The 21,864-nt window shown below is 42.0% G+C and carries 22 protein-coding genes and 1 riboswitch; of the genes, 14 read left to right on the forward strand and 8 right to left on the reverse strand.

The window, feature by feature from the left end:
- Window positions 1–92: 92 nt before the first annotated feature.
- From gerQ to hemQ, 3 genes are all read right to left on the reverse strand, one after another.
- A complete protein-coding gene (gerQ, locus tag ACQKEV_RS03110) occupies window positions 93–434 on the reverse strand; it encodes a spore coat protein GerQ (protein WP_427443260.1) in 342 nt (113 codons plus the stop codon).
- A gap of 18 nt (window positions 435–452) precedes the next feature.
- Window positions 453–872: a cell wall hydrolase gene (locus ACQKEV_RS03115; RefSeq protein WP_427443262.1), complete on the reverse strand. Its 420-nt coding sequence runs from the start codon at window positions 870–872 to the stop codon at window positions 453–455.
- Between the two features lie 344 nt (window positions 873–1,216).
- Window positions 1,217–1,966 carry a hydrogen peroxide-dependent heme synthase gene (hemQ, locus tag ACQKEV_RS03120; protein WP_427443264.1) on the reverse strand — a complete coding sequence of 250 codons (750 nt, stop codon included), beginning with the start codon at window positions 1,964–1,966 and terminating at the stop codon, window positions 1,217–1,219.
- 298 nt (window positions 1,967–2,264) lie between these two features.
- Here hemQ and pta point away from each other — a divergent pair, with 298 nt between their 5' ends.
- Window positions 2,265–3,260 (forward strand): phosphate acetyltransferase, encoded by a 996-nt coding sequence (gene pta, locus ACQKEV_RS03125; RefSeq protein WP_427443266.1) that lies wholly within the window; start codon window positions 2,265–2,267, stop codon window positions 3,258–3,260.
- 2 nt (window positions 3,261–3,262) lie between these two features.
- On the forward strand, window positions 3,263–4,111 hold the full coding sequence (locus ACQKEV_RS03130) for a lipoate--protein ligase family protein (RefSeq protein ID WP_427443268.1): 849 nt from the start codon (window positions 3,263–3,265) through the stop codon (window positions 4,109–4,111).
- Between the two features lie 82 nt (window positions 4,112–4,193).
- Here ACQKEV_RS03130 and ACQKEV_RS03135 read toward each other — a convergent pair whose 3' ends face one another.
- Entirely contained in the window at window positions 4,194–4,826 is a 633-nt protein-coding gene (locus ACQKEV_RS03135; protein WP_427443270.1) for an RsfA family transcriptional regulator, read from the reverse strand.
- 165 nt (window positions 4,827–4,991) lie between these two features.
- Between ACQKEV_RS03135 and ACQKEV_RS03140 the strand changes: the two genes are divergently transcribed.
- From ACQKEV_RS03140 to ACQKEV_RS03150, 3 genes are all read left to right on the forward strand, one after another.
- Window positions 4,992–5,216, forward strand: coding sequence for a DUF1450 domain-containing protein (locus ACQKEV_RS03140; protein ID WP_427443271.1), 225 nt, complete (start codon window positions 4,992–4,994; stop codon window positions 5,214–5,216).
- A 122-nt stretch (window positions 5,217–5,338) separates the two neighbouring features.
- Entirely contained in the window at window positions 5,339–6,643 is a 1,305-nt protein-coding gene (locus ACQKEV_RS03145) for an HD domain-containing protein (protein ID WP_427443273.1), read from the forward strand.
- Between the two features lie 18 nt (window positions 6,644–6,661).
- A complete protein-coding gene (locus tag ACQKEV_RS03150) occupies window positions 6,662–7,168 on the forward strand; it encodes a YwgA family protein (protein WP_427443275.1) in 507 nt (168 codons plus the stop codon).
- Window positions 7,169–7,371: 203 nt separating this feature from the next.
- On the opposite strand, the gene ACQKEV_RS03155 is transcribed toward ACQKEV_RS03150, so the two are convergent.
- Window positions 7,372–7,557 carry a 2-hydroxymuconate tautomerase gene (locus ACQKEV_RS03155; protein WP_427443277.1) on the reverse strand — a complete coding sequence of 62 codons (186 nt, stop codon included), beginning with the start codon at window positions 7,555–7,557 and terminating at the stop codon, window positions 7,372–7,374.
- Between the two features lie 67 nt (window positions 7,558–7,624).
- On the opposite strand from ACQKEV_RS03155, the gene ACQKEV_RS03160 reads away from it, so the two are divergent.
- Window positions 7,625–8,140: a YwhD family protein gene (locus tag ACQKEV_RS03160; protein ID WP_427443278.1), complete on the forward strand. Its 516-nt coding sequence runs from the start codon at window positions 7,625–7,627 to the stop codon at window positions 8,138–8,140.
- A gap of 669 nt (window positions 8,141–8,809) precedes the next feature.
- Here ACQKEV_RS03160 and ACQKEV_RS03165 read toward each other — a convergent pair.
- Window positions 8,810–10,921 (reverse strand): transglycosylase domain-containing protein, encoded by a 2,112-nt coding sequence (locus ACQKEV_RS03165; RefSeq protein ID WP_427443280.1) that lies wholly within the window; start codon window positions 10,919–10,921, stop codon window positions 8,810–8,812.
- A gap of 288 nt (window positions 10,922–11,209) precedes the next feature.
- Between ACQKEV_RS03165 and speE the strand changes: the two genes are divergently transcribed.
- On the forward strand, window positions 11,210–12,043 hold the full coding sequence (speE, locus tag ACQKEV_RS03170; protein ID WP_427443284.1) for a spermidine synthase: 834 nt from the start codon (window positions 11,210–11,212) through the stop codon (window positions 12,041–12,043).
- A 3-nt stretch (window positions 12,044–12,046) separates the two neighbouring features.
- A complete protein-coding gene (speB, locus tag ACQKEV_RS03175) occupies window positions 12,047–12,919 on the forward strand; it encodes an agmatinase (protein ID WP_427443286.1) in 873 nt (290 codons plus the stop codon).
- 207 nt (window positions 12,920–13,126) lie between these two features.
- Here speB and ACQKEV_RS03180 read toward each other — a convergent pair whose 3' ends face one another.
- Complete coding sequence (locus ACQKEV_RS03180) at window positions 13,127–14,218, reverse strand: GGDEF domain-containing protein (protein ID WP_427443288.1); 1,092 nt, start codon at window positions 14,216–14,218, stop codon at window positions 13,127–13,129.
- Between the two features lie 311 nt (window positions 14,219–14,529).
- On the opposite strand from ACQKEV_RS03180, the gene ACQKEV_RS03185 reads away from it, so the two are divergent.
- Together ACQKEV_RS03185 and argS are read left to right on the forward strand one after the other, a co-directional pair.
- A complete protein-coding gene (locus ACQKEV_RS03185; protein WP_427443290.1) occupies window positions 14,530–14,952 on the forward strand; it encodes a DUF1934 domain-containing protein in 423 nt (140 codons plus the stop codon).
- Window positions 14,949–16,616 carry an arginine--tRNA ligase gene (gene argS / locus ACQKEV_RS03190; RefSeq protein ID WP_427443291.1) on the forward strand — a complete coding sequence of 556 codons (1,668 nt, stop codon included), beginning with the start codon at window positions 14,949–14,951 and terminating at the stop codon, window positions 16,614–16,616. The genes ACQKEV_RS03185 and argS overlap by 4 nt, the downstream gene beginning before the upstream one ends.
- A gap of 437 nt (window positions 16,617–17,053) precedes the next feature.
- Here the strand turns inward: argS and ACQKEV_RS03195 are convergent, their stop codons facing one another.
- Window positions 17,054–17,239: a hypothetical protein gene (locus tag ACQKEV_RS03195; RefSeq protein ID WP_427443293.1), complete on the reverse strand. Its 186-nt coding sequence runs from the start codon at window positions 17,237–17,239 to the stop codon at window positions 17,054–17,056.
- A 193-nt stretch (window positions 17,240–17,432) separates the two neighbouring features.
- Window positions 17,433–17,622, forward strand: a riboswitch (cobalamin riboswitch).
- Window positions 17,623–17,758: 136 nt separating this feature from the next.
- Between ACQKEV_RS03195 and ACQKEV_RS03200 the strand changes: the two genes are divergently transcribed.
- From ACQKEV_RS03200 to ACQKEV_RS03215, 4 genes are all read left to right on the forward strand, one after another.
- Entirely contained in the window at window positions 17,759–18,727 is a 969-nt protein-coding gene (locus tag ACQKEV_RS03200) for an ABC transporter substrate-binding protein (protein ID WP_427443295.1), read from the forward strand.
- On the forward strand, window positions 18,720–19,715 hold the full coding sequence (locus ACQKEV_RS03205; RefSeq protein ID WP_427443297.1) for a FecCD family ABC transporter permease: 996 nt from the start codon (window positions 18,720–18,722) through the stop codon (window positions 19,713–19,715). The genes ACQKEV_RS03200 and ACQKEV_RS03205 overlap by 8 nt, the downstream gene beginning before the upstream one ends.
- A gap of 2 nt (window positions 19,716–19,717) precedes the next feature.
- On the forward strand, window positions 19,718–21,178 hold the full coding sequence (locus ACQKEV_RS03210) for an adenosylcobinamide amidohydrolase (protein ID WP_427443299.1): 1,461 nt from the start codon (window positions 19,718–19,720) through the stop codon (window positions 21,176–21,178).
- 112 nt (window positions 21,179–21,290) lie between these two features.
- A complete protein-coding gene (locus tag ACQKEV_RS03215) occupies window positions 21,291–21,857 on the forward strand; it encodes a bifunctional adenosylcobinamide kinase/adenosylcobinamide-phosphate guanylyltransferase (protein ID WP_427443301.1) in 567 nt (188 codons plus the stop codon).
- Window positions 21,858–21,864: the final 7 nt, after the last annotated feature.

Consider the following 21,864-nt stretch of genomic DNA (forward strand, 5'->3'; position numbering starts at 1 on the left):
AATATCATGTCCCAAGTTGAGTGAAATTCATCCCAAGTTGGAAACGAGACGTCCTAAGTTGTTTGCCTAATCCCAATTTCTTTCACCGGTGGTTAAAAGTAATTGATTTCTTCATCAAACGTTACATAATCCAAATAAATCAATGGGATTAAATAACGTTTTCCGGAGGTCGGCTCACTGACAATTAAGTGATCGCGGCCCGCTGCCTCAATGACTCCTTTTACAACTTTTGCGTTCCATTCACGGTTGTTTTCAAACGTTAAATAAACAGTCGCAAGCTTGCCTTTGTTTAAGCGTAAAATGTTTTCGATGTAGGATTCCTCACCTGCTGGTGGAGAAGTAGGGCGACCACCTGCAGGTAATGTAGGGGGCATCATTTGTTGTGGCTGTTGCATTTGTTGCGCATAAGCAGGATTCCAATAATATTGTACCAAGAAATCATCCTTTCCAAATTAGAGGTTTGGGCAATCTTGGCTACTCGGCGCAAAGAAACAATGCGACTTGTAGCGACCTGTGTTCGGTTGGTTATACCATGTGGCAGGACAACCTCCCGGAGGTTCGAAAAACCATAACGAGCGTGTACCAGGGTCAAAACGTTCACCAGCGATCACGCGACGGGCAAGTGCCTTGTCTTGTTCACGTGCACGTTGATAGAAATAAGGTTTGGTTGTCGCTTCAAAACCACCAGGGCTTTGAAAAACCATTTGCTGCACGTTGCGAATATTCTTGAAATCCAGACACGTCGCTCGCACTCGATTAACACCGACATTTCCAACCAAAAGCATTCCTTGCTTGCCTTCACCTTCTGCCTCAGCACGCATTAATCGAGCAAGAGTTTCGATATCTTTTTCAGTTGCGCGGATTACCGCCACAGCACAACCTCCTCGCAAATTAGTATACGTATCAACTGGAATTTTAGAACAAAAAACGCAAAGCATTTTCGCGTAGCCCTCAGCTTTGTCTTAAAAGTATGGATAAACCTTAGTGCTGTCGAGTGGTATATACGCCTTAGTTGTAAAATTTAAGAGGTCACGTAGGAAAAAACGGGGGTCACGTAGGAAAATTAAGAGTTCACGTAGGAAAAAACGAGGACGACGTAGGAAAAATCGAGGGTGACGTAGGAATCAGTTGCCACATAACTTTATTCACACGCTTTTCATACTAGTCAGCTGGAATTCAATAAAAAAAGCTACGCATTTTTGCGTAGCCAAAAATTTTATACAGTTAAGAAGTCAGTTGTTTTGTCTGCATCAAGTAGTGTTCCGACGAAGAATGAGCCGAACTCACCGAAACGTGCACTTACTTCATCAAAACGCATTTCGTAAATTAACTTCTTGAATTGAAGTACGTCATCAGAGAATAACGTAACGCCCCATTCAAAATCGTCAAATCCGATAGAACCACTGATGATTTGCTTCACTTTACCAGCGTATCCACGGCCAATCATACCATGGCTGCGCATCATCGATTTACGGTCTTCCATCGAAAGCATATACCAGTTGTCATTGCCTTCACGACGCTTGTCCATTGGGTAGAAACAAACATATTGTGAACGTGGAAGTTCAGGGTATAGACGACTGCGAACATGCGGGTTTTGATAAGGATCTTCATTCGATTCACCAGCTAAGTAGTTTGAAAGTTCCACTACAGAAACGTATGAATATGAAGGAACTGTGTATTCAGCAATTGTTAATTTGTTGAACTTCGCTTCAATTTGTTGAAGCTCATCCATTGTTTCGCGCAATGTCATCAGCATGAAATCTGCTTTTTGGCCAATAACTGTATAGAAAGCATGGCTCCCAGTTTTCGCTTCATGTGCAACATTCAATTCTTCTAAAAATCCTAAAAATTCATTTACAGCTGCTGTACGTTCCTCAGCAGAAATTTGTTTCCAAGAAGTCCAATCCATCGTACGGAAATCATGTAATGCGTACCAACCATCTAAAGTTTGTGCTGCTTCATTCATGTATGGGACACTCCTTCATCTAATTAAATATTCAAGATAAGTTTAGCATAAAGCCTATAAGAAACCTACATTGTCACCATTCGTACATGATGAGATATGACAAATTCGTGTTATTATGAAGGAAAAGCGAAGCGGGGTATGTAAGACCTGCGCCGGCGCTGGAAAGGCCGAATCGAATGCCCGCATTCGCATGAGGACTTGAAGCTTAGGTGAGGTCTACCCTGCGCAGCTAGACATCACAATAAAAGAAAGCACACAATTAACCCAACCATAAAATCAACCTTAAGATACTGAAAGGATGGAATGCATCGTGACGAACTTATTTGATGAAATCAAACAAACCATTACCGACAAGCAGGTAAGAATTGTATTGCCTGAAGGAACGGACGAGCGTGTACTTCAAGCAGCAGTTAAATTGCATAACGAAGGCATTGTGACACCCATTTTAGTTGGATCATACGATTTGGTGAAAGTGGCAGCGAAACAAGCCGGAATCGATTTGACTGATATCGAAGTAATAGATCCTGTGCAATTCGAGCAGTTGGACAATCTTATTGATCAATATGTAGAGCGCCGCAATGGAAAATCTTCACCAGAGCAAGCACGCATTCAACTAAAAGACGTCAACACATTTGGCACAATGCTTGTTTACACAGGTTATGCGCACGGCTTGGTAAGTGGTGCAGCTCATACGACTGCTGATACAGTACGTCCTGCATTACAAATTATCAAAACGAAACCTGGTGTGTCTAAAACGAGTGGAGCCTTCATTATGGTGCGTGGAGACGAGCGTTATGTCTTTGCTGACTGTGCCATTACGATCGCTCCAACAAGTGAAGACTTGGCCGAAATCGCAGTGGAAAGTGCAAAAACGGCGAAAGCGTTCGGAATTGAGCCGAAAGTAGCGATGCTGTCATTTTCGACAAAAGGATCTGCCGTTTCTCCTGAAACTTTGAAGATAGTGGAAGCGACGAAGTTAGCACAAGAAAAAGCGCCATCAGTCAACATTGATGGTGAATTTCAGTTCGACGCAGCATTTGTACCAGCTGTTGCGAAGAAGAAAGCACCGGGTTCAAGTATTCAAGGTGATGCGAACGTGTTCGTTTTCCCTTCACTTGAAGCAGGAAACATTGGCTACAAATTAGCGGAAAGACTTGGCGGATTTGAAGCAATCGGACCGATATTGCAAGGCTTGAACATGCCCGTGAATGACTTGTCACGAGGCTGTTCGGCAGATGATGTGTATAAATTAGTACTAATGACCGCAGCTCAAAGCGTGATGGCAGGAGAGTAAAAATGTCCGGGTTTAATGATTTATTTGTAAATAAAGAATGGCGGTTTTGGGATCAGTCCATGAGCGGCCGTTCGAGATCCGCTCTAGAATCTTTTGCTGCGGACGATTTGCTATGTGAACGGGTCGGAAAAGGGGAGTCTCTCCCGACGATCCGCACATGGGTACACGAAAACACAGTCGTTCTCGGCATACAAGATCATCGTCTTCCTCATATAGCAGATGGCCGTGACGTCTTGCAGGCACACGGATACCAATCGATCGTTCGAAACTCAGGTGGACTTGCCGTTGTTTTAGACAGTGGCGTACTGAATATTTCCATCGTGGTTTCCGAGCTGAACAGTTCGATTGATATTAATGCCGGATATGACATCATGGTCGAATTCGTCCGTCACCTATTTCCACAAATAGCGGATTCAATCGAAGCCTATGAGATTGTCGGTTCGTACTGTCCTGGCTCTTATGATTTAAGTGTGGGAGGCAAGAAATTCGCTGGCATCTCACAAAGACGCTTGCGTAATGGGATTGCCGTTCAAATCTATATATGTATTGAAGGTAGTGGAGCGGAGAGGGCATCTTTAATTCGTGATTTTTATGAAGCCGGATTAAAGGAAGAACAAACAAAATTTGCTTTTCCGGTAATTGTGCCGGAAGTGATGGCTTCGGTCAGCGAAATTATCGAAGAAAACGTAACAGTTCAGGATACCGTGATTCATGCGCAACGATTAATGAACCATTTGATGCAAAATGTGCACATGCAATCGTTGCAGCCGGAAGAAACTGATTTATATATGTACTACTTGACCCGCGTCGTTGAACGCAACCAAAAAATGCTATCGAAAATAGAAGCATAAGCTACGTCCACGACATCTGGTTGTCGTGGATTTTTTATTGTTTAAGATAGAAAATCGCACATATAACTAGTAAAACCGCCAATCAATTGATTGGCGGTTCTTTTGCTACTAAGTTACCATTGCGTTCCATTTGAAAAACAGGTGAGATATTATCAGCATCGTCATTCAATGTCACTAAACGACGAGCGCGGTTCATGATATGAACAAACTGTTCGTAATCTTCGCGAATCGTTGCGTTTTCATTTTCCAATCTCGCGATATCACGTTCAAGTTGTTTAATTTTTTCTTGAGAATGAGATAGTAGTGCGCGCCAGCGATGAGATTCACCTTCACCAGTACCGTTTTGTTGCAAACGTAATAAGTATGCGATTACCACATCAAGTGATAGAGCGGATAAAGGAATTTGGACGCGTTCTTGTGGCTGTTCTTCACTACCTACGAGAAACAGAGATTGTCCTCTGCGACGATATTCTTTTCCAAGGACGCGCATTTTTTGCTTGCGATCTTTTTTCGCATCACGCAAATCTTTCTCGTATTCTCTTCTTACAACTGCATTCCAGCGAAACCCGCAAGCAGCAGCCGTGCGATTTAATGCATCTCCTGCTTCTTCAAATGCATTTAATTGCGTACTCCCTTCGCGAACGTGTCGCAGCACGGTTTCTGCCAACAATTCATCATTTTCATCTAACCAAGCATCTTGTCTAATTTTTACCATACATGTCCCTCCCGAAATGTTAATAGTTTTGATGTTCTACTTCAAGCTTGTACAAGATTCACAGGTTTTATTCACTCAACCTTTTGATGTACTTGAATCACGATGGAAAAATAAGATACAATGACCTGTAGACTTTTACTTCAAATAAGAAAGGGTTGTTGACAAATGGCAAACGAATTCAGAGTTTGCGATGATTGTCAGGCCGTGAATTTAAAAACATTAATTCCTAAGTTAAAAGAAATCGATCCTCATGCATCGATTGATATTGCGTGTCAGTCTTATTGCGGTCCAGGACGTAAAAAAACGTTCGCGTTTGTAAACAACCGACCTGTAGCAGCGCTTTCTGAAGACGAATTAATGGAAAAAGTACGCGCCAAGCTAAAGGCATAATCTCGCGAATGCAATCTTTTAAATTTAAAATATAGATCTTCATACTTTCGCCGCCTTTCCTGAAGGAGGCTTTTTCTTTATAATAAAATACAAGTATTTTTTGCTGAAAAGAGGTGTCCATGGTGAGTTATGCAACGCAAAAGTTGGCTGAAGAAAAAGTATTTAAAGACCCGGTACACCGATACATACATGTTCGCGACCAAGTCATTTGGGATTTAATTGGGGCGAGAGAATTTCAGAGATTGCGACGAATCAAGCAACTTGGCACGACGTATCTCGTTTTCCACGGGGCTGAACATAGCCGCTTCAACCACTCACTGGGCGTTTACGAAGTTGTGAGACGCATCATTGATGATATTTTTACAGGACGACCAGAATGGGATGAATCTGAGAGATTGGTGGTTCTTTGCGCAGCGCTTCTTCATGATCTCGGCCATGGTCCATTTTCGCATTCGTTTGAACATGTTTTTGATCTGGATCATGAGAAATTCACGCAGGCCATCCTGCTTGGCGATACCGAAGTAAACGAAATCTTAAAACGGGTGGCACCGGAATTTCCACAGCATGTGTCAGATGTCATTGCCAAAACATATGGCAATAAACAAGCGGTCAGTTTAATTTCTAGCCAGATCGATGCCGATCGTATGGATTATTTACAGCGAGACGCTTATTTTACAGGAGTAAGTTACGGTCATTTTGATATGGAGCGTATTTTGCGAGTCATGCGTCCGCGTGAAGATCAAGTGGTCATCAAACAAAGCGGTATGCATGCGGTGGAAGATTACATCATGAGTCGCTATCAGATGTATTGGCAAGTGTATTTCCATCCAGTATCGCGAAGTGCGGAAGTGATTCTGACAAAAGCGCTTCACCGTGCTAAAGAGCTGAGTGAGAGTGGCTACAAGTTTGCGTACGAACCGCGTCATTTCAAGACGTTTTTTGATCAAACATTTTCATTAGCTGATTACATTGCACTCGACGAAGGCATTGTCATGACGTATTTTCAGGAATGGGTGCACGAAGAAGACGAGATTCTCGCTGATTTATGTGACCGCTTCGTAAATCGTCGTCTGTTCCAATACATTGAATTCGATCCGGCAAAGGATTACCGTAAACTATCGGAACTGGAGCAACTGTTTAAAAAAGCGGGCATCAACCCTGCGTATTATTTAGTGTTCGATTCTTCATCCGACTTGCCCTATGATTTTTATCGACCGGGGGAGGAAGGCGAACGTGTGCCGATCCACTTATTGATGCCTAACGATGAACTTCGTGAATTATCGAGGTCATCTGAAATCGTAGAAGCCATTTCAGGTAAACGAAGAACAGATCATAAATTGTATTTCCCAGAAGATTTATTAAAAGATGATACAAAGAAAAAAGCCGTCAAAAAGCAAATTCTACAATTGCTTTACGGACAAGCATAGAACAGGAGGTGCCTTGAATTGTTAGAAGAACACGCAAAAATCGTCCAGTTTATCACGCTGGCGGGAGAAGTAACGGGGCGTAAAAAGCTTCAAAAAATGGTCTACATCGCAAAGAAAATGAACTTTCCATTCCAGGAGAAATACCAATTCCACATGTACGGGCCTTATTCAGAAGAGCTCACTTTACGTGTAGAGGAATTATGCAATATGGCGTTCTTGTCTGAAAAGAAAGAAGACAAAGGGTCATATGTGCAATATACGTATGCATGTACCGAAGAAGGAAGTCAGTTTTTATCCACGATGGATGGCAATCACCCAAAACTCGATCTGTGCATTGAGCGTTTGAATAACAAGAGCTCCCGCTTTCTAGAGATGGTTTCGACTTTGTTGTACTTCGATCATTTAGAACGAGCAGAACAAGTGGAGAAATTGCACGTTGTCAAAGGGAAACTGAATTTTACAGAAACAGAAATTGAAGAAGCTTTCGCGTTTATCGAAGACCTTCAATTATGTATTCAAGCATAAGAAAGAGGCCTTCCGTCTATTATACGGAAGGCCTTTTCGTTGTAGGTCATTCTATTCGCGTTAAGAAGACTTCTATTCGCGAATCAAGTCACCATTTCACGTTCAGTAAAAATCTCAATCAAAAAAAGCGAATCACATGAAGAAATGTGATCCGCTTCGGTTAAACTTTATTGAACGGCAGTTACACTGTCCGCGTAGTTTACTTATTTATCACTGAACAATTTCCCAGCGACTGCGTAGTGGTTTTTTGGCATATCTTCGATAAAGACAACTACGTTTTCAGCAGGCGCATTTGTTGTTTCAGCAACAGCTGCTGTTACTTTTTCAACAAGTGCACGTTTTTGATCGTCTGTGCGACCTTCAAGCATTTTGACAGTTACGTATGGCATTGGAGTTCCTCCTCTTTCACAAAAGTTTATCTATTCGTTATAATAACAGAACGGAGGGGACTAACGTATGACAAATGAAGAAAAACCAAAACAAAAGCTTGGATTCACCATTATAAAAAATGACCCGACAGATGGACACGGTGGTTTCGGTGTAGGTTCATTGACACTCGAACATGTATCCCCGGTCATCATTGACGTCGAAGAAAAAACAGCCAAAGTTGAAATTGGCGCGATGCATGCTCGAAGCGATACGGAACGCGGCATCAAATTCACAACAAATCGGGAAGACTCTGAAGGCGGCAAATTATTTTGGCTTGTTTGGGTAACCATTGATCACAAAGCAACAGGACCCTACTATGCTGGTGTGACCGGATGCGAAATGGTCATTAACCGTGAAAAGCGCAGAGGTTTCAAAATTCTGGCTGACCATGTAAACAAAATGGACAAATCGATGAAACGTCATATCATTGTTGACCATATGGACGATTCATCTAAAGAATTATTGCGAGACTTTTTACAATCGCATAACCCAGAAATGTGGGCACGCAGTGAAGAAAAACTTCACCAGGAACTCAATTCCTAAAATTGTCAAACAGGTGTACAAAATGTGACATTTTCATCCACCTCAGCTGAATGGTTGAATATGTCGAAAAAAGCAAGTACACTTGAAACATAGCTGACAAAAAGTGAGCTAGGACAATTGGAAACGCGTCTGTACATGAGCGCCGTGAGACATTTGTGTCAAACCCAAGCCGAATGCCTCATGTTTCTCATGTCAGCGCTAACCAAGAAAAAAGCTTTCTGTTTCAACGGATGAGTAATTCCGTGAAAGAGAAAGCTTTTTTTATATTCTCGAAACAAAGAAGAAATAGAAACTTATTTTAAGGAATGAGACTAGAAATTATTTGCAGACGCGGAGTTATGGAGACGAATCACTCGCCAAAAGATGCATTTACAACGAGACCGTCGAAAATTCCTACGTCAACGCCAATTTTTCCTACGTCAACCCCAATAATTCCTACGTGACCCCCGATTATTACAACCAAGAATGTCTCCTTAAAACTCAAACCTTAAATTGCCCCCTCGAAAAGTTCATTCGAGGGGTATTTTTGTTAGGAAATATTGGTGAAAAGGAATAAACTTCGATTCAAAGAGAATAAACCTTGATTGAAAGGGAATAAACTCGCATCGAACGGGAACAAAAATAGCTCGAACGTGAAAAAAATCGGATCTTAAAGGAATAAACTAAAACTTAATCATCGTTCCTAAAGAATGAAAACGGGAACAGTGACCATGGATCGTCGCCTTCCATTTCGATTACTTTATCCGCATCCTCATTTGACTTCACATCTTCCAAAAGTTGTTTCTGTAACTTCGGATCAGTGCACAGGCGTTTCGGGATGTCTTCTTTTTTTACATATACTAAGCGTTGCTTCGTGCAAGCTGAAACGGCAAGTCCGCCAGTCTCGATATCCACAATGACGCCTGTCACACCTTTAGGCGGCAAGAAAGGTTCAGCAGCTACGCCTTGATGAACTCGTTCCATAAAATCAATCCAAATATTTTTAGTTGCTTGTTTGTCTTCTGCGAGCTGGAGTTGCTTGCTCGCATCATACCCATTCCAAACGCCAGTGGTTAACGTTGGCGTATACCCAACGAGCACTTGATCGGAAATCGTGGTTCCTGATTTTGCGGCATAAGGTCGCGTTTGTTTTCCGCGGATCGATAGGCCGGTTGCAGGTGCATAATCATTAAACACAGGGTCAAACATGCCGGTCATCAAATGCGTTAAAATAAACGCATCTTGAGCGGACATTACCCGGTCATCATCATCGCGTTCTTTCGGATCTGCTTCAAAAACGACTTCGCCATGACTGTCTCTAATTGACAGCACAGTTCGGAATTCCCGATTGACTCCACCATTGGCTATTTTATTAAAAGCACCTGTTAAATCTTTCAATGATACATCGGAAGTTCCAAGGGCCATGGACGGCGTTTCCTGTACGGTCGTATCCACACCTAAGCGCTTAAGTATCGACTCGAACGGTTTGTAGCCGACTTTTTCAAGCGTTTTTACGGCATAAATATTATCTGAAATGGCTAACGCCTGAGCCAGTGAAATCGGATGATTCGCAAACTCACCGTTGACATTTTTTGGCTCGTATTGGGAACGTCCATCGTCATACGTAAAAATGGTTCGTTCACTTTCGAGGAATGTCAAAGGCGAAAATCCTTCTTCCAGAGCGGCTGCATACAGTAATGGTTTAATAGTTGATCCAGGCTGTCTTTTCGCTTGTGTAACCCGGTTATATGGACTTTCTGTGTAGGAACGACCGCCGATTAACGCCGTTACATAACCCGTTTCAGGCTCCATGCTGACAAATCCGACTTCGAGTTTATCATTCGGCATCCATTCCGCGACCACTTCTTCCGCCACTTTTTGGTGCTGTGTGTTCAACGTCGTTTCAATTGTCCAACCACCTTCAGCGATGGCACGACCTTTTTTAGCCAAAATCCGCTCCGCTTCACTCCATGCCTCGTCCAGGAAGTAGGGCGCTACGGTTTTTGTAGCTTTCCATTCTTCATTTTTCAGAACAATTTGCTCATCACGGGCACGACGCACGGCTTCGCTTGTCACCATATCTTGCGATTCCATCAACCCTAGCACGAGGTTTTGTCGTTCATATGCATTTTCTTCATTAATCAAAGGCGAATAAATGCTTGGTCCTTTTGGAATGGAAATAAGTAGCGCGGATTCAGCGAGTGTTAAGTCTTTACTCGGCTTGCCGTAATAATAGCGACTTGCGGCTTCCACGCCGTACATGCCATGACCGAAGTATACGGTGTTCAAGTATCCTTCCAACAACTCTTCTTTTTCATAAAAGGTTTCCATGCGGTACGCATACAAAGCTTCTTTTGCTTTACGTGTCCACGTTTTATCGTGGGTTAAATAGAGATTCCGGGCATACTGCTGAGTAATGGTGCTGGCACCTTCCACTTTTCGCATGGCTTTTACATCTTTTAATAAAGCCGATGCAATCCGGGTGTAATCAAATCCATGATGTTCGTAAAATTCCTGATCTTCCACTGCCAAAATGGCGTCGCTTATGAAAGGAGACATCTCCTCTAACTTCACCCAATAACGGCGTTGCTCCGCGAAACGGTCCCCGATTGAATGCCCGTTGCGATCCAAAAATACGGTCGCCTGTGACACGGCAAGAGAAGGTGGACCAAGAATTTGTGCATATATGCGTAAGGCTAAAAGAACGGTACACAATGCGCTGAGTGCCACAATGGAGTACCAGATAACGGATCGAAGCTTTTGGCGTTTTCGTTTTTTAAATTGTAAGTCCGCTCGTCGCATTTACCTTCACTCCGTTCATCCATACTTCTTAGTAGTATGGTAAAGTCATGGAAGGATTAAACGCATGTATATGAGAAAATGACGAATGCTAAATCGATTAGTTCATCAATATTAGACGAGATAAATGGATCTGTTACCGAATCAAAATACAACTGAAAAGAAAAAACAGTTGCACTTTTGTCAAAAACATCTATACTTTTTCTGTATTTGTTTTTCGGCAGACCGCGTTCACTTTCGCTACATGCCGGGAACGGATCCACTAACCTCGTAAGTAAAGGAGAATGCATTATGGCTGGATTTTGGTTTACAGAAAAACAAACCGAGAATTTTGGCATTACGATGAAGGTGAACCGTACCTTGCATACGGAGCAAACGGATTTCCAATTGCTCGAAATGGCGGAAACGGCTGAATGGGGCAATATGTTATTCCTAGACGGCATGGTAATGACTTCGGAAAAAGACGAATTCGTATACCATGAAATGGTGGCACACGTGCCTTTATTCACACATCCAAACCCTGAGAACGTACTAGTTGTCGGTGGTGGAGACGGTGGGGTTATTCGTGAAATCATGAAACACCCACAAGTGAAAAAAGCAACACTTGTAGACATCGATGGCAAAGTAATTGAGTACTCTAAAAAATATTTACCAACAATCGCATCAGAATTGGAAAACCCACGTGTCGATGTACAAGTAGGCGACGGTTTCATGCACATTGCTGAAGCTGAAAACCAATACGATGTAATCATGGTAGACTCTACAGAACCTGTTGGCCCAGCAGTGAACTTGTTCACAAAAGGCTTCTATGCAGGAATTTCAAAAGCGTTAAAAGAAGATGGAATTTTCGTGGCACAGTCGGACAACCCTTGGTTTACACCTGATTTAATCAAGCAAGTTCAACAAGACGTGAAAGAAATTTTCCCAATCACTCGTTTATATACGGCAAACATTCCTACGTACCCAAGTGGTCTATGGTGCTTCACTCTAGGATCTAAAAAACATGATCCTTTGACAGTGGAAGATGCACGTTTCCACGAAATCGACACGAAGTATTACACGAAAGAATTGCACAAAGCGGCTTTCGTATTACCGAAGTTCGTGAAAGATTTAGCGGGGGAATAATTGATGAGATTTGATGAAGCCTATTCTGGCAATGTGTTTATTAAAAGTCATCCAAACTACGAAGAATCACAAGCTGTCATTTACGGCATGCCAATGGACTGGACAGTTTCTTACCGTCCTGGTTCAAGATTCGGTCCTCAACGCATCCGTGAAGTATCAATCGGTCTTGAGGAATACAGCCCGTATTTAGACCGTGACCTTGATGACGTAAATTACTTCGATGCAGGGGATATCCCATTACCTTTCGGGAACCCGCAAAAAAGTTTGGACGAAATCGAAACGTTCGTGACGAAATTATTAGCTGACGGAAAAGTTCCAGTTGGTATGGGTGGCGAGCACTTAGTGTCTTGGCCGGTCATGAAAGCTGTAGCTGCAAAATATCCGGATTTAGCCATCATTCACATGGACGCACATACTGATTTACGTGAATCTTACGAAGGTGAAGCACTTTCTCACTCCACACCAATTCGTAAAATCGCCGATCACATCGGACCAAAAAATGTGTACTCATTCGGTATTCGTTCAGGTATGAAAGAAGAATTCGTTTGGGCAAAAGAAAACGGCATGCACATTTCAAAATTTGAAGTGCTAGAGCCATTAAAAGAAGTATTGCCAACATTGGCAGGTCGCCCGGTATACGTGACGATTGACATTGATGTACTTGATCCTGCACACGCTCCAGGTACTGGAACAGTGGACTGCGGAGGCATTACATCTCGCGAATTGTTAGCTTCTATCCATGCGATTGCTGGTTCAGACGTAAACGTTGTCGGCTTCGACTTAGTTGAAGTGGCACCAATCTACGATTCATCTGAACAAACGGCTAACACGGCAAGTAAACTAATCCGTGAAATGCTCTTAGGCTGGGTTAAATAAAAACGTAATCAATAAAGGTGTATTAGTGAGAGCCACAAATGTTCTTTATTTGTGGCTTTCGCTGGTACCCTGGTGGAGTTCGTTATAGTAGGTGGACAGTAATCGCCTGCGGTTATGCTTCCCTAGATGAGGAGACACAATTGTTCCTCAAATTGTGTCTCTCATCCTCTAAATAGAAAAGCGTGATGCTCTCATTTCTGAGAAGCATCACGCTTTTTTATTGGTGAAATGAATCACTCGGTTTTGTCCGTTCGCTTTTGCTTCATACATAGCTGCATCTGCGGCACTGTAAAGCGTTTGAATGGTCGATCCATTGTCCGGATAAGAACTGACACCTACTGATACCGTAATGGAAACTTCCTCATCATCTGAAACAATGAATGGGGTACTTGCCACGCTCGAGCGAATGAGTTCACCTAAATAAAGTCCCATTGCGGGTGGAGAATTGGCGATAAGTACAGCAAATTGTTCTCCACCATTTCGGGTAATGTATCCTTCACTTTCCGAAACTAAATCTTTCAGACGCTTTCCGAGCTGTTTTAATATGTCATCTCCCGCAGGATGACCGTAAATGTCATTCACTTTTTTGAAGGAATCAATATCAATGGAAATCATGCTGAAAGGCTTAGTGGAATCATTGATGTAAGTATCTGTTAGCTGGTGAAACTTGCGATTGTTATAAAGGCCGGTTAGATAATCGGTCTCTGACAATAATTCAGTATGGCGGATTTTCTTAAAATGCTCGTTCAGTTCGATTAAAATAAATAACACGGTAAAGAATGAAAAGGCTGAGTAAATAACAAAGTAAAGAACTTGGGACAAGACAACCATTGATGGGTAAGTTAAATAGATGATTAACAGGGCAGTTTGAGCAGTCGCATAATAAAAATAAAGATGCGCATTTTTAAAGTTCATCCTATATTTAAAACTGAACGCTCCGATTACTACGCCCATAATGATAATATTCCATCCGGCAAGAAGTCCGGTTGTTGTAAATTCATCGGTCATAAACATCCTTGCCACACCAATAATAAATCCACTGATGATTGGCGCGATAGGTCCACCGAAAATTCCGGAAATCACAATCACGACGTGTCTTCCATCAAGTAGAATCGTGTCCGACAGACGTACAGAAGTTTCCAATAATATAAAGCCAGCCAAACCAGCCATAAAACCAATTATATATGGATGTGTTTTCGGAAAAGGAAAATTAGATCGCACAGCATCTTGGAAGGGCCAATACGACAATACGGCAAAGGTGAATAATATACAAAAGTTAATCAATAATTCAAAAACCATGACTTTTCCTCCAAGGTGAAATTCTAGCGTTTAGTATAACATACCTAAAAATTCGAGAGGTAAAACTCTTGGTTGTTATTGCAACAATAAAAATTAAAAAACGATATTTGAAATCAGGTACTTAAATCACTTATAATAAAAAGGTTAATCATAGAAAAGCGTTACATATCGTATTAGGTTGATGCCGGCACGGGAAGGAAAGTTTTCCTCTGCTGAGTAATCCTGGCGCTTTAAGCTGGATATAGAGATACTTAATTGTACTCAATCTCAATTAAAGTAAAATTTATCGCAAGGAAGCGGGTGGACTTGTCATGAACACACAAGTAAAAGTAAGGTTGAAAACGACCATCCGGCAACCGAATGAAGAACCGGAAATTTATGAATTGTGGGCATCTGGCACTTTTATTGAAAAAGGCGAGACAACCTATTTAAAATATACGGAAGTTCAGGAAGATAAAGATGTGAACACGACTGTTAAAATGGGTGACACCAAGGCTCTTGTTATGCGGAGTGGCGGAATCAATATGCGGCTTCCTTTTATTAAGGACGCAGAGCAGACAGGCAGTTATGAAAGCGAATATGGCATGCTGATGGTAACAACTAATACACATCAAATGACATTTGAAAAAAATGAACACGACGGACATTTCGTCGTTCAATATGATTTACACGTGAGCGGGGAACCCGTTGGCGAATACACACTTGAATTTCATTACACGGAGGGATCGCAATGAACGCAGTAGAACAAGTTCAACAATCCATTAAAGAAGCGTTACAAAAAGCTATAATGAAAGCCGAATTAACTGATTCGGAAGGAATGCCAGGCATTCATTTGGAATCTCCTCGCGACAAAACGAACGGTGATTATGCAACAAACATTGCGATGCAACTGACGAAGCTTGCTAAAAAACCACCACGTGCGATTGCGGAAGCGATTTTAGAAAACCTTGATACAACTGGCACAGTCATCGAGAAAATCGAAATTGCAGGTCCAGGATTCATAAACATCTCAATTCGCAAAGATTACTTGGTGGACGTTGTGAAAGCTGTCTTGGAACAAGGTGCTGACTATGGCCGTTCAAACGCTGGTGCTGGTGAAAAAATTCAAGTGGAATTCGTATCAGCGAATCCAACGGGTGACTTGCATTTAGGTCATGCCCGTGGCGCATCTGTCGGTGATTCTTTATGTAACGTATTGGATTACGCAGGGTACGACGTGTCACGTGAGTACTATATCAATGATGCTGGGAATCAGATAAACAACTTAGCTTATTCTTTAGAAGCTCGTTATAAGCAAGCATTGGGTCAAGATACGGAAATGCCTGAAGATGGCTATCACGGTCAGGACATCATTGATATCGCAAAAGACATGGCAACTGAGCACGGAGACGCATTGCTTCAGAAAACGGATGAAGAGCGTTTTGCCTTCTTCCGTTCACATGGACTTAAAGTGGAACTTGCGAAACTGCAACAAGACTTAGCAGATTTCCGTGTTAAATTTGACGAGTGGTATTCAGAAACTTCATTATACAAAAATGGCAAGATTGAGGTCGCTTTGGATAAATTGCGTGCAAACGGTCACGTATTTGAAGAAGAAGGCGCAACTTGGTTCCGTTCGACAACATTTGGCGACGACAAAGACCGCGTACTTATTAAAAACGACGGTTCATTTACGTACTTATTGCCTGACGTTGCTTACCACGAAGACAAAATTGCACGCGGTTTTGATAAATTAATCAACATCTGGGGAGCAGACCACCATGGTTACATCCCACGTATGAAAGCGGCGATCCAAGCACTTGGGTATAATCGCGATACACTTGAAGTTGGTATAATTCAAATGGTTCAATTGTACAAAGACGGCGAAAAAATGAAAATGAGCAAACGTACCGGTAAAGCCGTTACGATGCGTGAACTAGTTGAAGAAGTGGGCCTAGATGCCGTTCGTTATTTCTTCGCGATGCGTTCTGCAGATTCACATATGGACTTTGACTTGGATTTAGCAGTTTCTCAATCCAACGAAAACCCAGTGTTTTACGCACAGTACGCACACGCGCGTATCAGCTCGATCCTACGTTCAGCTGAAGAACAAGGATTCATTGCATCAGACGCGCAATTGAACTTACTGCAAGCAGAAAAAGAAATCGATGTTCTGAAGAAAATGGGTAACTTCCCACAAGTCGTGGCCGATGCAGCTAAAATCCGCTCGCCACACCGTGTTGCGACGTACATCCAAGAACTTGCAGCAACATTCCATAGCTTCTACAATGCAGAAAAAGTATTGGACGCTTCAAACGAAGATATGACCCGTGCACGTCTTGCATTGATCACAGCAGTCCGCACAACAATCGCCAATGCACTTCGCCTAATCGGCGTAAGCGCACCTGAAAAAATGTAAACTACTATCTAAGCCATTTCACTGGAGGGTCAGTGAAATGGTTTTTTTATAGTTGGCGAAATGTAAGTCAAGAAAACCCCACAGAAAAGTGCCAGTTGGTCCGCCAATTGGCACCATTTCAGCACTTAAAAACTGTAGCTCCGTGGTATTTTGGTAAAAGAAGAGTTGAATAGTGATTTAGTTGTACGTTTTGGAGTCTTCGTTGGACATTATGACAATTTCGTTGGACGAAGGTGATGTTAGTTGGAAGATATGAGCTTTTTGTTGGAAATGGAGAAAAAGCGCAAAGGCAGCACAAGCTTTTTGTCACTAACAGAAAAGGCTACCGAGCGAAGCGAATAGCACCGATCAAGGTTTTAAAAGCATTTAAATGGCCCACCAGCTGTGGCTTGGTGGTATTTTGGTAAGAGAAGTGAAAAGTCATTTTGTTGTACGTTTTAAAGACTTCGTTGGACATTATGACAATTTCGTTGGACAAATAGTGATTTTCGTTGGAAATGGGAGAAGTGGCGAGGATCAAAAGATGCTTTTACAACGTGAACGTCGATTTTTCCTACGTCAACGGCGATAATTCCTACGTGAACGCCAATTTTTCCTACGTCAACCTCGATTATTACAACCAAGGCTCGATTTTCTCCTCTCCCCCCGGATGAACATCACTTTTCTTGATATTCACACGACATTTCTTGATATCCCCACGACTTCCCACGATATCTGCAGTTTCTCATACAATCAAGCGTGCATGTCACTAACCAGCCCACCTCATAAAATCCCCCTCGACACAAAAGACAAATCATGTATAATGAAAAATGAATTACATAGCCCCAACACGAAGGTGCTCTGCTTCAATCGCAGAGTTAAAAGGGAAGTCGGTTCAAATCCGACGCGGTCCCGCCACTGTATGTGAGAGGAAAGCGCATTAAGTCACTGAAGCAAACATAGCTTTGGGAAGACGCGCTAACCACTGATCACAAGCCAGGAGACCTGCCTACGTGCGCAACACCCGCAAACCTACGAGGATAGGAATGGTGTGAATCAGCTTACGCTTAACTAGCAAAGCCTTTATTCAACCAGCCATCTTCCGACTAAACGCGGAGGATTTTTTTGTGTCAAAAACATTCACATCAAGGAGGAAATTAACAATGAAGAAGATTTGGCAACTATGGCTCGCAACAGCACTTGTGGCGATCCTACTGACAGCATGTGGGCAGGAAGAAGCAAAACCTGCAGACGACGTAACACCAGAAACGGAAGAAGGGAAAGAGGCTTCGCAATTCCCGCTTACCCTCAAGGATGTCACAGATTCTGAAATTACTTTGGAAGAAGCACCAAAAGCAATCATTTCAATGATTCCAAGTAATACTGAAATTTTGTATGCACTTGGCTTAGAAGAACAAATAGTGGGCGTTTCTGATTACGATAACTACCCAGAAGAAGTAACATCAAAAGAAAAAATTGGTGGACAAGAATTCAATGTTGAAAAAATTATTTCTTTAAATCCAGATTTGGTACTTGCTCATGAATCAGGACTTGGTGTAGGTGATGCTGGAATTAAACAACTGCGTGACGCAGGGGTAAAGGTGTATGTTGTGAAAACTGCAGTAAGTTTTGATGAAGTTTATGACACGATGGCTACTATTGGCCAAGCGACAGGTAAGATTAAAGAAGCGGAAGAAATGGTCCAAACAATGAAGGAAGAAATTGCAACAATACAAGAAAAGGCTTCAACCATTGAAACAAAGAAAAAAGTATTTGCGGAAGTATCTCCAGCTCCAGAAATTTTTACTACAGGAAATAACACGTTTATGAACGAAATGATCGAGATGTTGAACGCGGAAAATATTGCATCAGATCAAGAAGGTTGGATCATGATGGACCCTGAAGAAATTGTAAAGCGTAATCCGGATGTAATATTAACAACTTACGGAAATTATGTACCAGATGCAACGGAGCAAGTTTTGAATCGTGAAGGTTTTGGTACAGTTACAGCTGTGAAAAACAAGGCAGTAATAGATGTGGATGCTGATACGACAAGTCGTCAAGGTCCTCGTTTAACAGAAGGCTTATTAGAATTGGCAAAAGCAATTCATCCTGAGGTCTTCAGTGAATAAAACCTGGTTTGCCTATGTAGCTTCTGTATTCGTACTGATTGCTGCTATGCTGGTTGGGGTAACGGCTGGATCGGTTTCGATTCCTGTGCAAGTCTTGTGGAATCCTGACATGGATGAAGCTGCATCAAACATCCTTTGGAATATTCGCATACCTCGTGTTGTGCTAGCTGGTTTAGTTGGTGCCTCACTTGCTATAGCGGGAGCAGCTTTCCAAGGATTGTTGAAAAATCCATTAGCTGATCCATATACGTTAGGAGTGTCGTCCGGTGCCTCAGTTGGCGCCGTGGTGACACTCTTTTTCGGAATTTCTGTACCCTTTCTGGGCTTGTTCACATTGCCAGTTTTGAGTATGCTCGGCGCGTTTTTAACGATGGTTACTGTTATGAGTTTTGCCAAGCTCATTGACCGTGCTATGAAAATGGAAACGATCATACTCACAGGAATAATATTTAGTTCATTTTTGGGATCTGTCCTCTCCCTTATGATTTCACTTTCAGGTGAAGAACTTCGCCAAATTATTGGTTGGTTGCTTGGTAGTGTGTCGATGCGAGGTTGGCCATATGTCACAATGGCATTACCGTTTATGGCAATTGGTTTTTTACTATTATGGTTAAATAGACGAGAACTAAATGCACTAGTTTTTGGGGAGGAACGTGCCAAACATTTAGGTGTAAATGTGAAACATCGTAAAATGATGATTTTAACAGGAGGTTCAATTTTAACTGGAGCTGCGGTAGCGGTTTCTGGAACTATTGGCTTTGTTGGTTTAGTCGTTCCACATATGACACGCATGTTGTGGGGGTCGGATAATCGACATGTATTACCCTTATCATTTATAAATGGCGCTACGTTACTCATTATTTGTGACTTGGTATCACGCACTATAATTTCACCATCTGAGCTGCCAATAGGAGTAATAACAGCCTTTATTGGTGCCCCAGTGTTTGCATTTATTTTTTGGAAACAACGACGAAAGGTGGGTGCGTAAATATGCTGAAAGTCAAAGGATTAACAGGTGGTTATCACGACGCACCTGTTGTAAAAGAAGTGTCTTTTCATGTTGTTAAAGGGGAAGTTCTAGGGATATTAGGTCCAAATGGGAGTGGAAAGTCAACATTATTAAAAATCATTAGTGGTGTACTTCCTTTGAAAGCAGGTACGATTGAATTAGATGGCAAACCAGTTGAAACATATACTTCAAAAGAACTCGCTAAGCATATGGCTGTGTTACCTCAATTACACGGACATGCTTTTTCATATACTGTTCGAGACACGATTTCTCTTGGAAGGTACCCTCATCAAAGTGGATTCTTTTCATCTTGGTCTGAGAACGATGAACAAGCAATTCAAGAAGCAATGCAGCTAACCGACGTGAAAATGTATGAGCATGTCTACCTCGATCAGCTATCTGGAGGAGAACAACAACGCGTTTTTGTGGCGCAAGCACTCGCACAGCAAGCAAAAGTGCTGCTTCTAGATGAGCCAACTAACCATTTAGATATCGCACATCAACAGCAATTGTTAGACACGATTAGAATGCAAGCCACTAAAAATGGATTGACAATCATCTCAGTATTTCATGACATAAATTTAGCTTCCTTATATTGCGACCGGTTGTTATTAATGGAAGATGGCGAAGTGAAAATAAGTGATGAACCGCATGCTGTACTAAAACAAAAACAGTTAGAAAGTGTCTACAAAGCTCGGATAAGAAGCCACCCACATCCGGAACAACCGAAACCACAAATTACATTATTGCCAAATTTGAGTGAATTTCAGGAAGAGCACATCATTAATAAAGACCATTTTTCAGTGTCGAATGAATCTGTGGTTTTGCAAACAAACTTCCCATTAAAAACAGTTTCATCAGCTGTAGTAAATGCGGGGTTCGGTTGGTTCCGTACGTTAGTAAATCGTCATGTGAAAGCTGATTACGAATGTGACGATAGCACAAAAGAGATGTTTGATTATTTACAAGCACAAGGATTTTCAACAACAGATACAGTGGGAATGATGACAGCTGTTCAAACGAAACATGTAGTCATTGAAGAGTATGATGGAACATTTGGATCCATTATCATTGCCGTTACAGCGGGCGTAGGAAATGCAGTGGATGTTTCAAAAGCATTTGAACGCGAAGATGAACCTTATGTAGGCACGATTAATACCTGGATAATTGTGAATGGGAAATTATCTGACGAAGCATTCATACAAGCCATGATTACAGCGACAGAAGCAAAAACTAAAGCTCTTCAAAACGAAGATGTAAGAGACTCTTTAACAAATACACTTGCATCTGGAACAGGTACGGACAGTTTACTTGTAGCGGCCACTCAAAAAGGAGAACTTTTACCGTATGCTGGACCTATTACAGAGTTAGGGAAATGCATTGGGCGAGGCGTATTTGAGTGTACTACACTAGCTATCAAAAGCTACAAAGAAGCGAAATGAAAGTAAGTATCTCTGCTCAAATTATTGCGCTTAGATTACATGGCAGCCATTGGTACAGAATTGGTATGAAGACCGCAGATGATATGGAAATCCTGAAAAAGGAGTTAACAGTATGGTTCGAGGGACGCTAACATTTATCTCTGGCGGTGTACGAAGTGGAAAAACGGGTTTTGCTGAAGAATGGCTAATGAATCAATCTTGTTCACGACTAATCTATCTCGCGACGGGCGTTGCCAATGACAGTGAAATGGAACAACGCATCAAACGCCATCAACAGGATCGAAAAGACTATAAAAACGACTGGCTGACGATTGAACAACCTCGTCAAATAGAAGAAATTCTGTCATCTATCCAACCTGGCGATGGGGTTTTAATCGACTGCATCACTACGTGGTTAGCCAACGAACTGTACGAAGGATGGGCAATGGATGATCCATGTTTTAAACGTGAAAACTGCATGGAAGAAAAAGAGAGACGTTTCCATGAAACGATTTTTTCGTTGCTAAAGAACGGAACCACTTTAGTCGTCATCTCAAATGAAGTATTAGATGAGCCTTTGTCGAGAATTCCAGATGTAGTGCTCTATCAGCAATGGCTGGGAAGGCTCCACCAGTGGCTCGTCAAAGAAAGTGATTATGCATATGAACTTACATATGGACTTGCAAAGAAGTGGAAGTAAGGGGGAA

This window comes from Paenisporosarcina sp. NPDC076907 (assembly GCF_050269735.1).
GTDB lineage: Bacteria > Bacillota > Bacilli > Bacillales_A > Planococcaceae > Paenisporosarcina.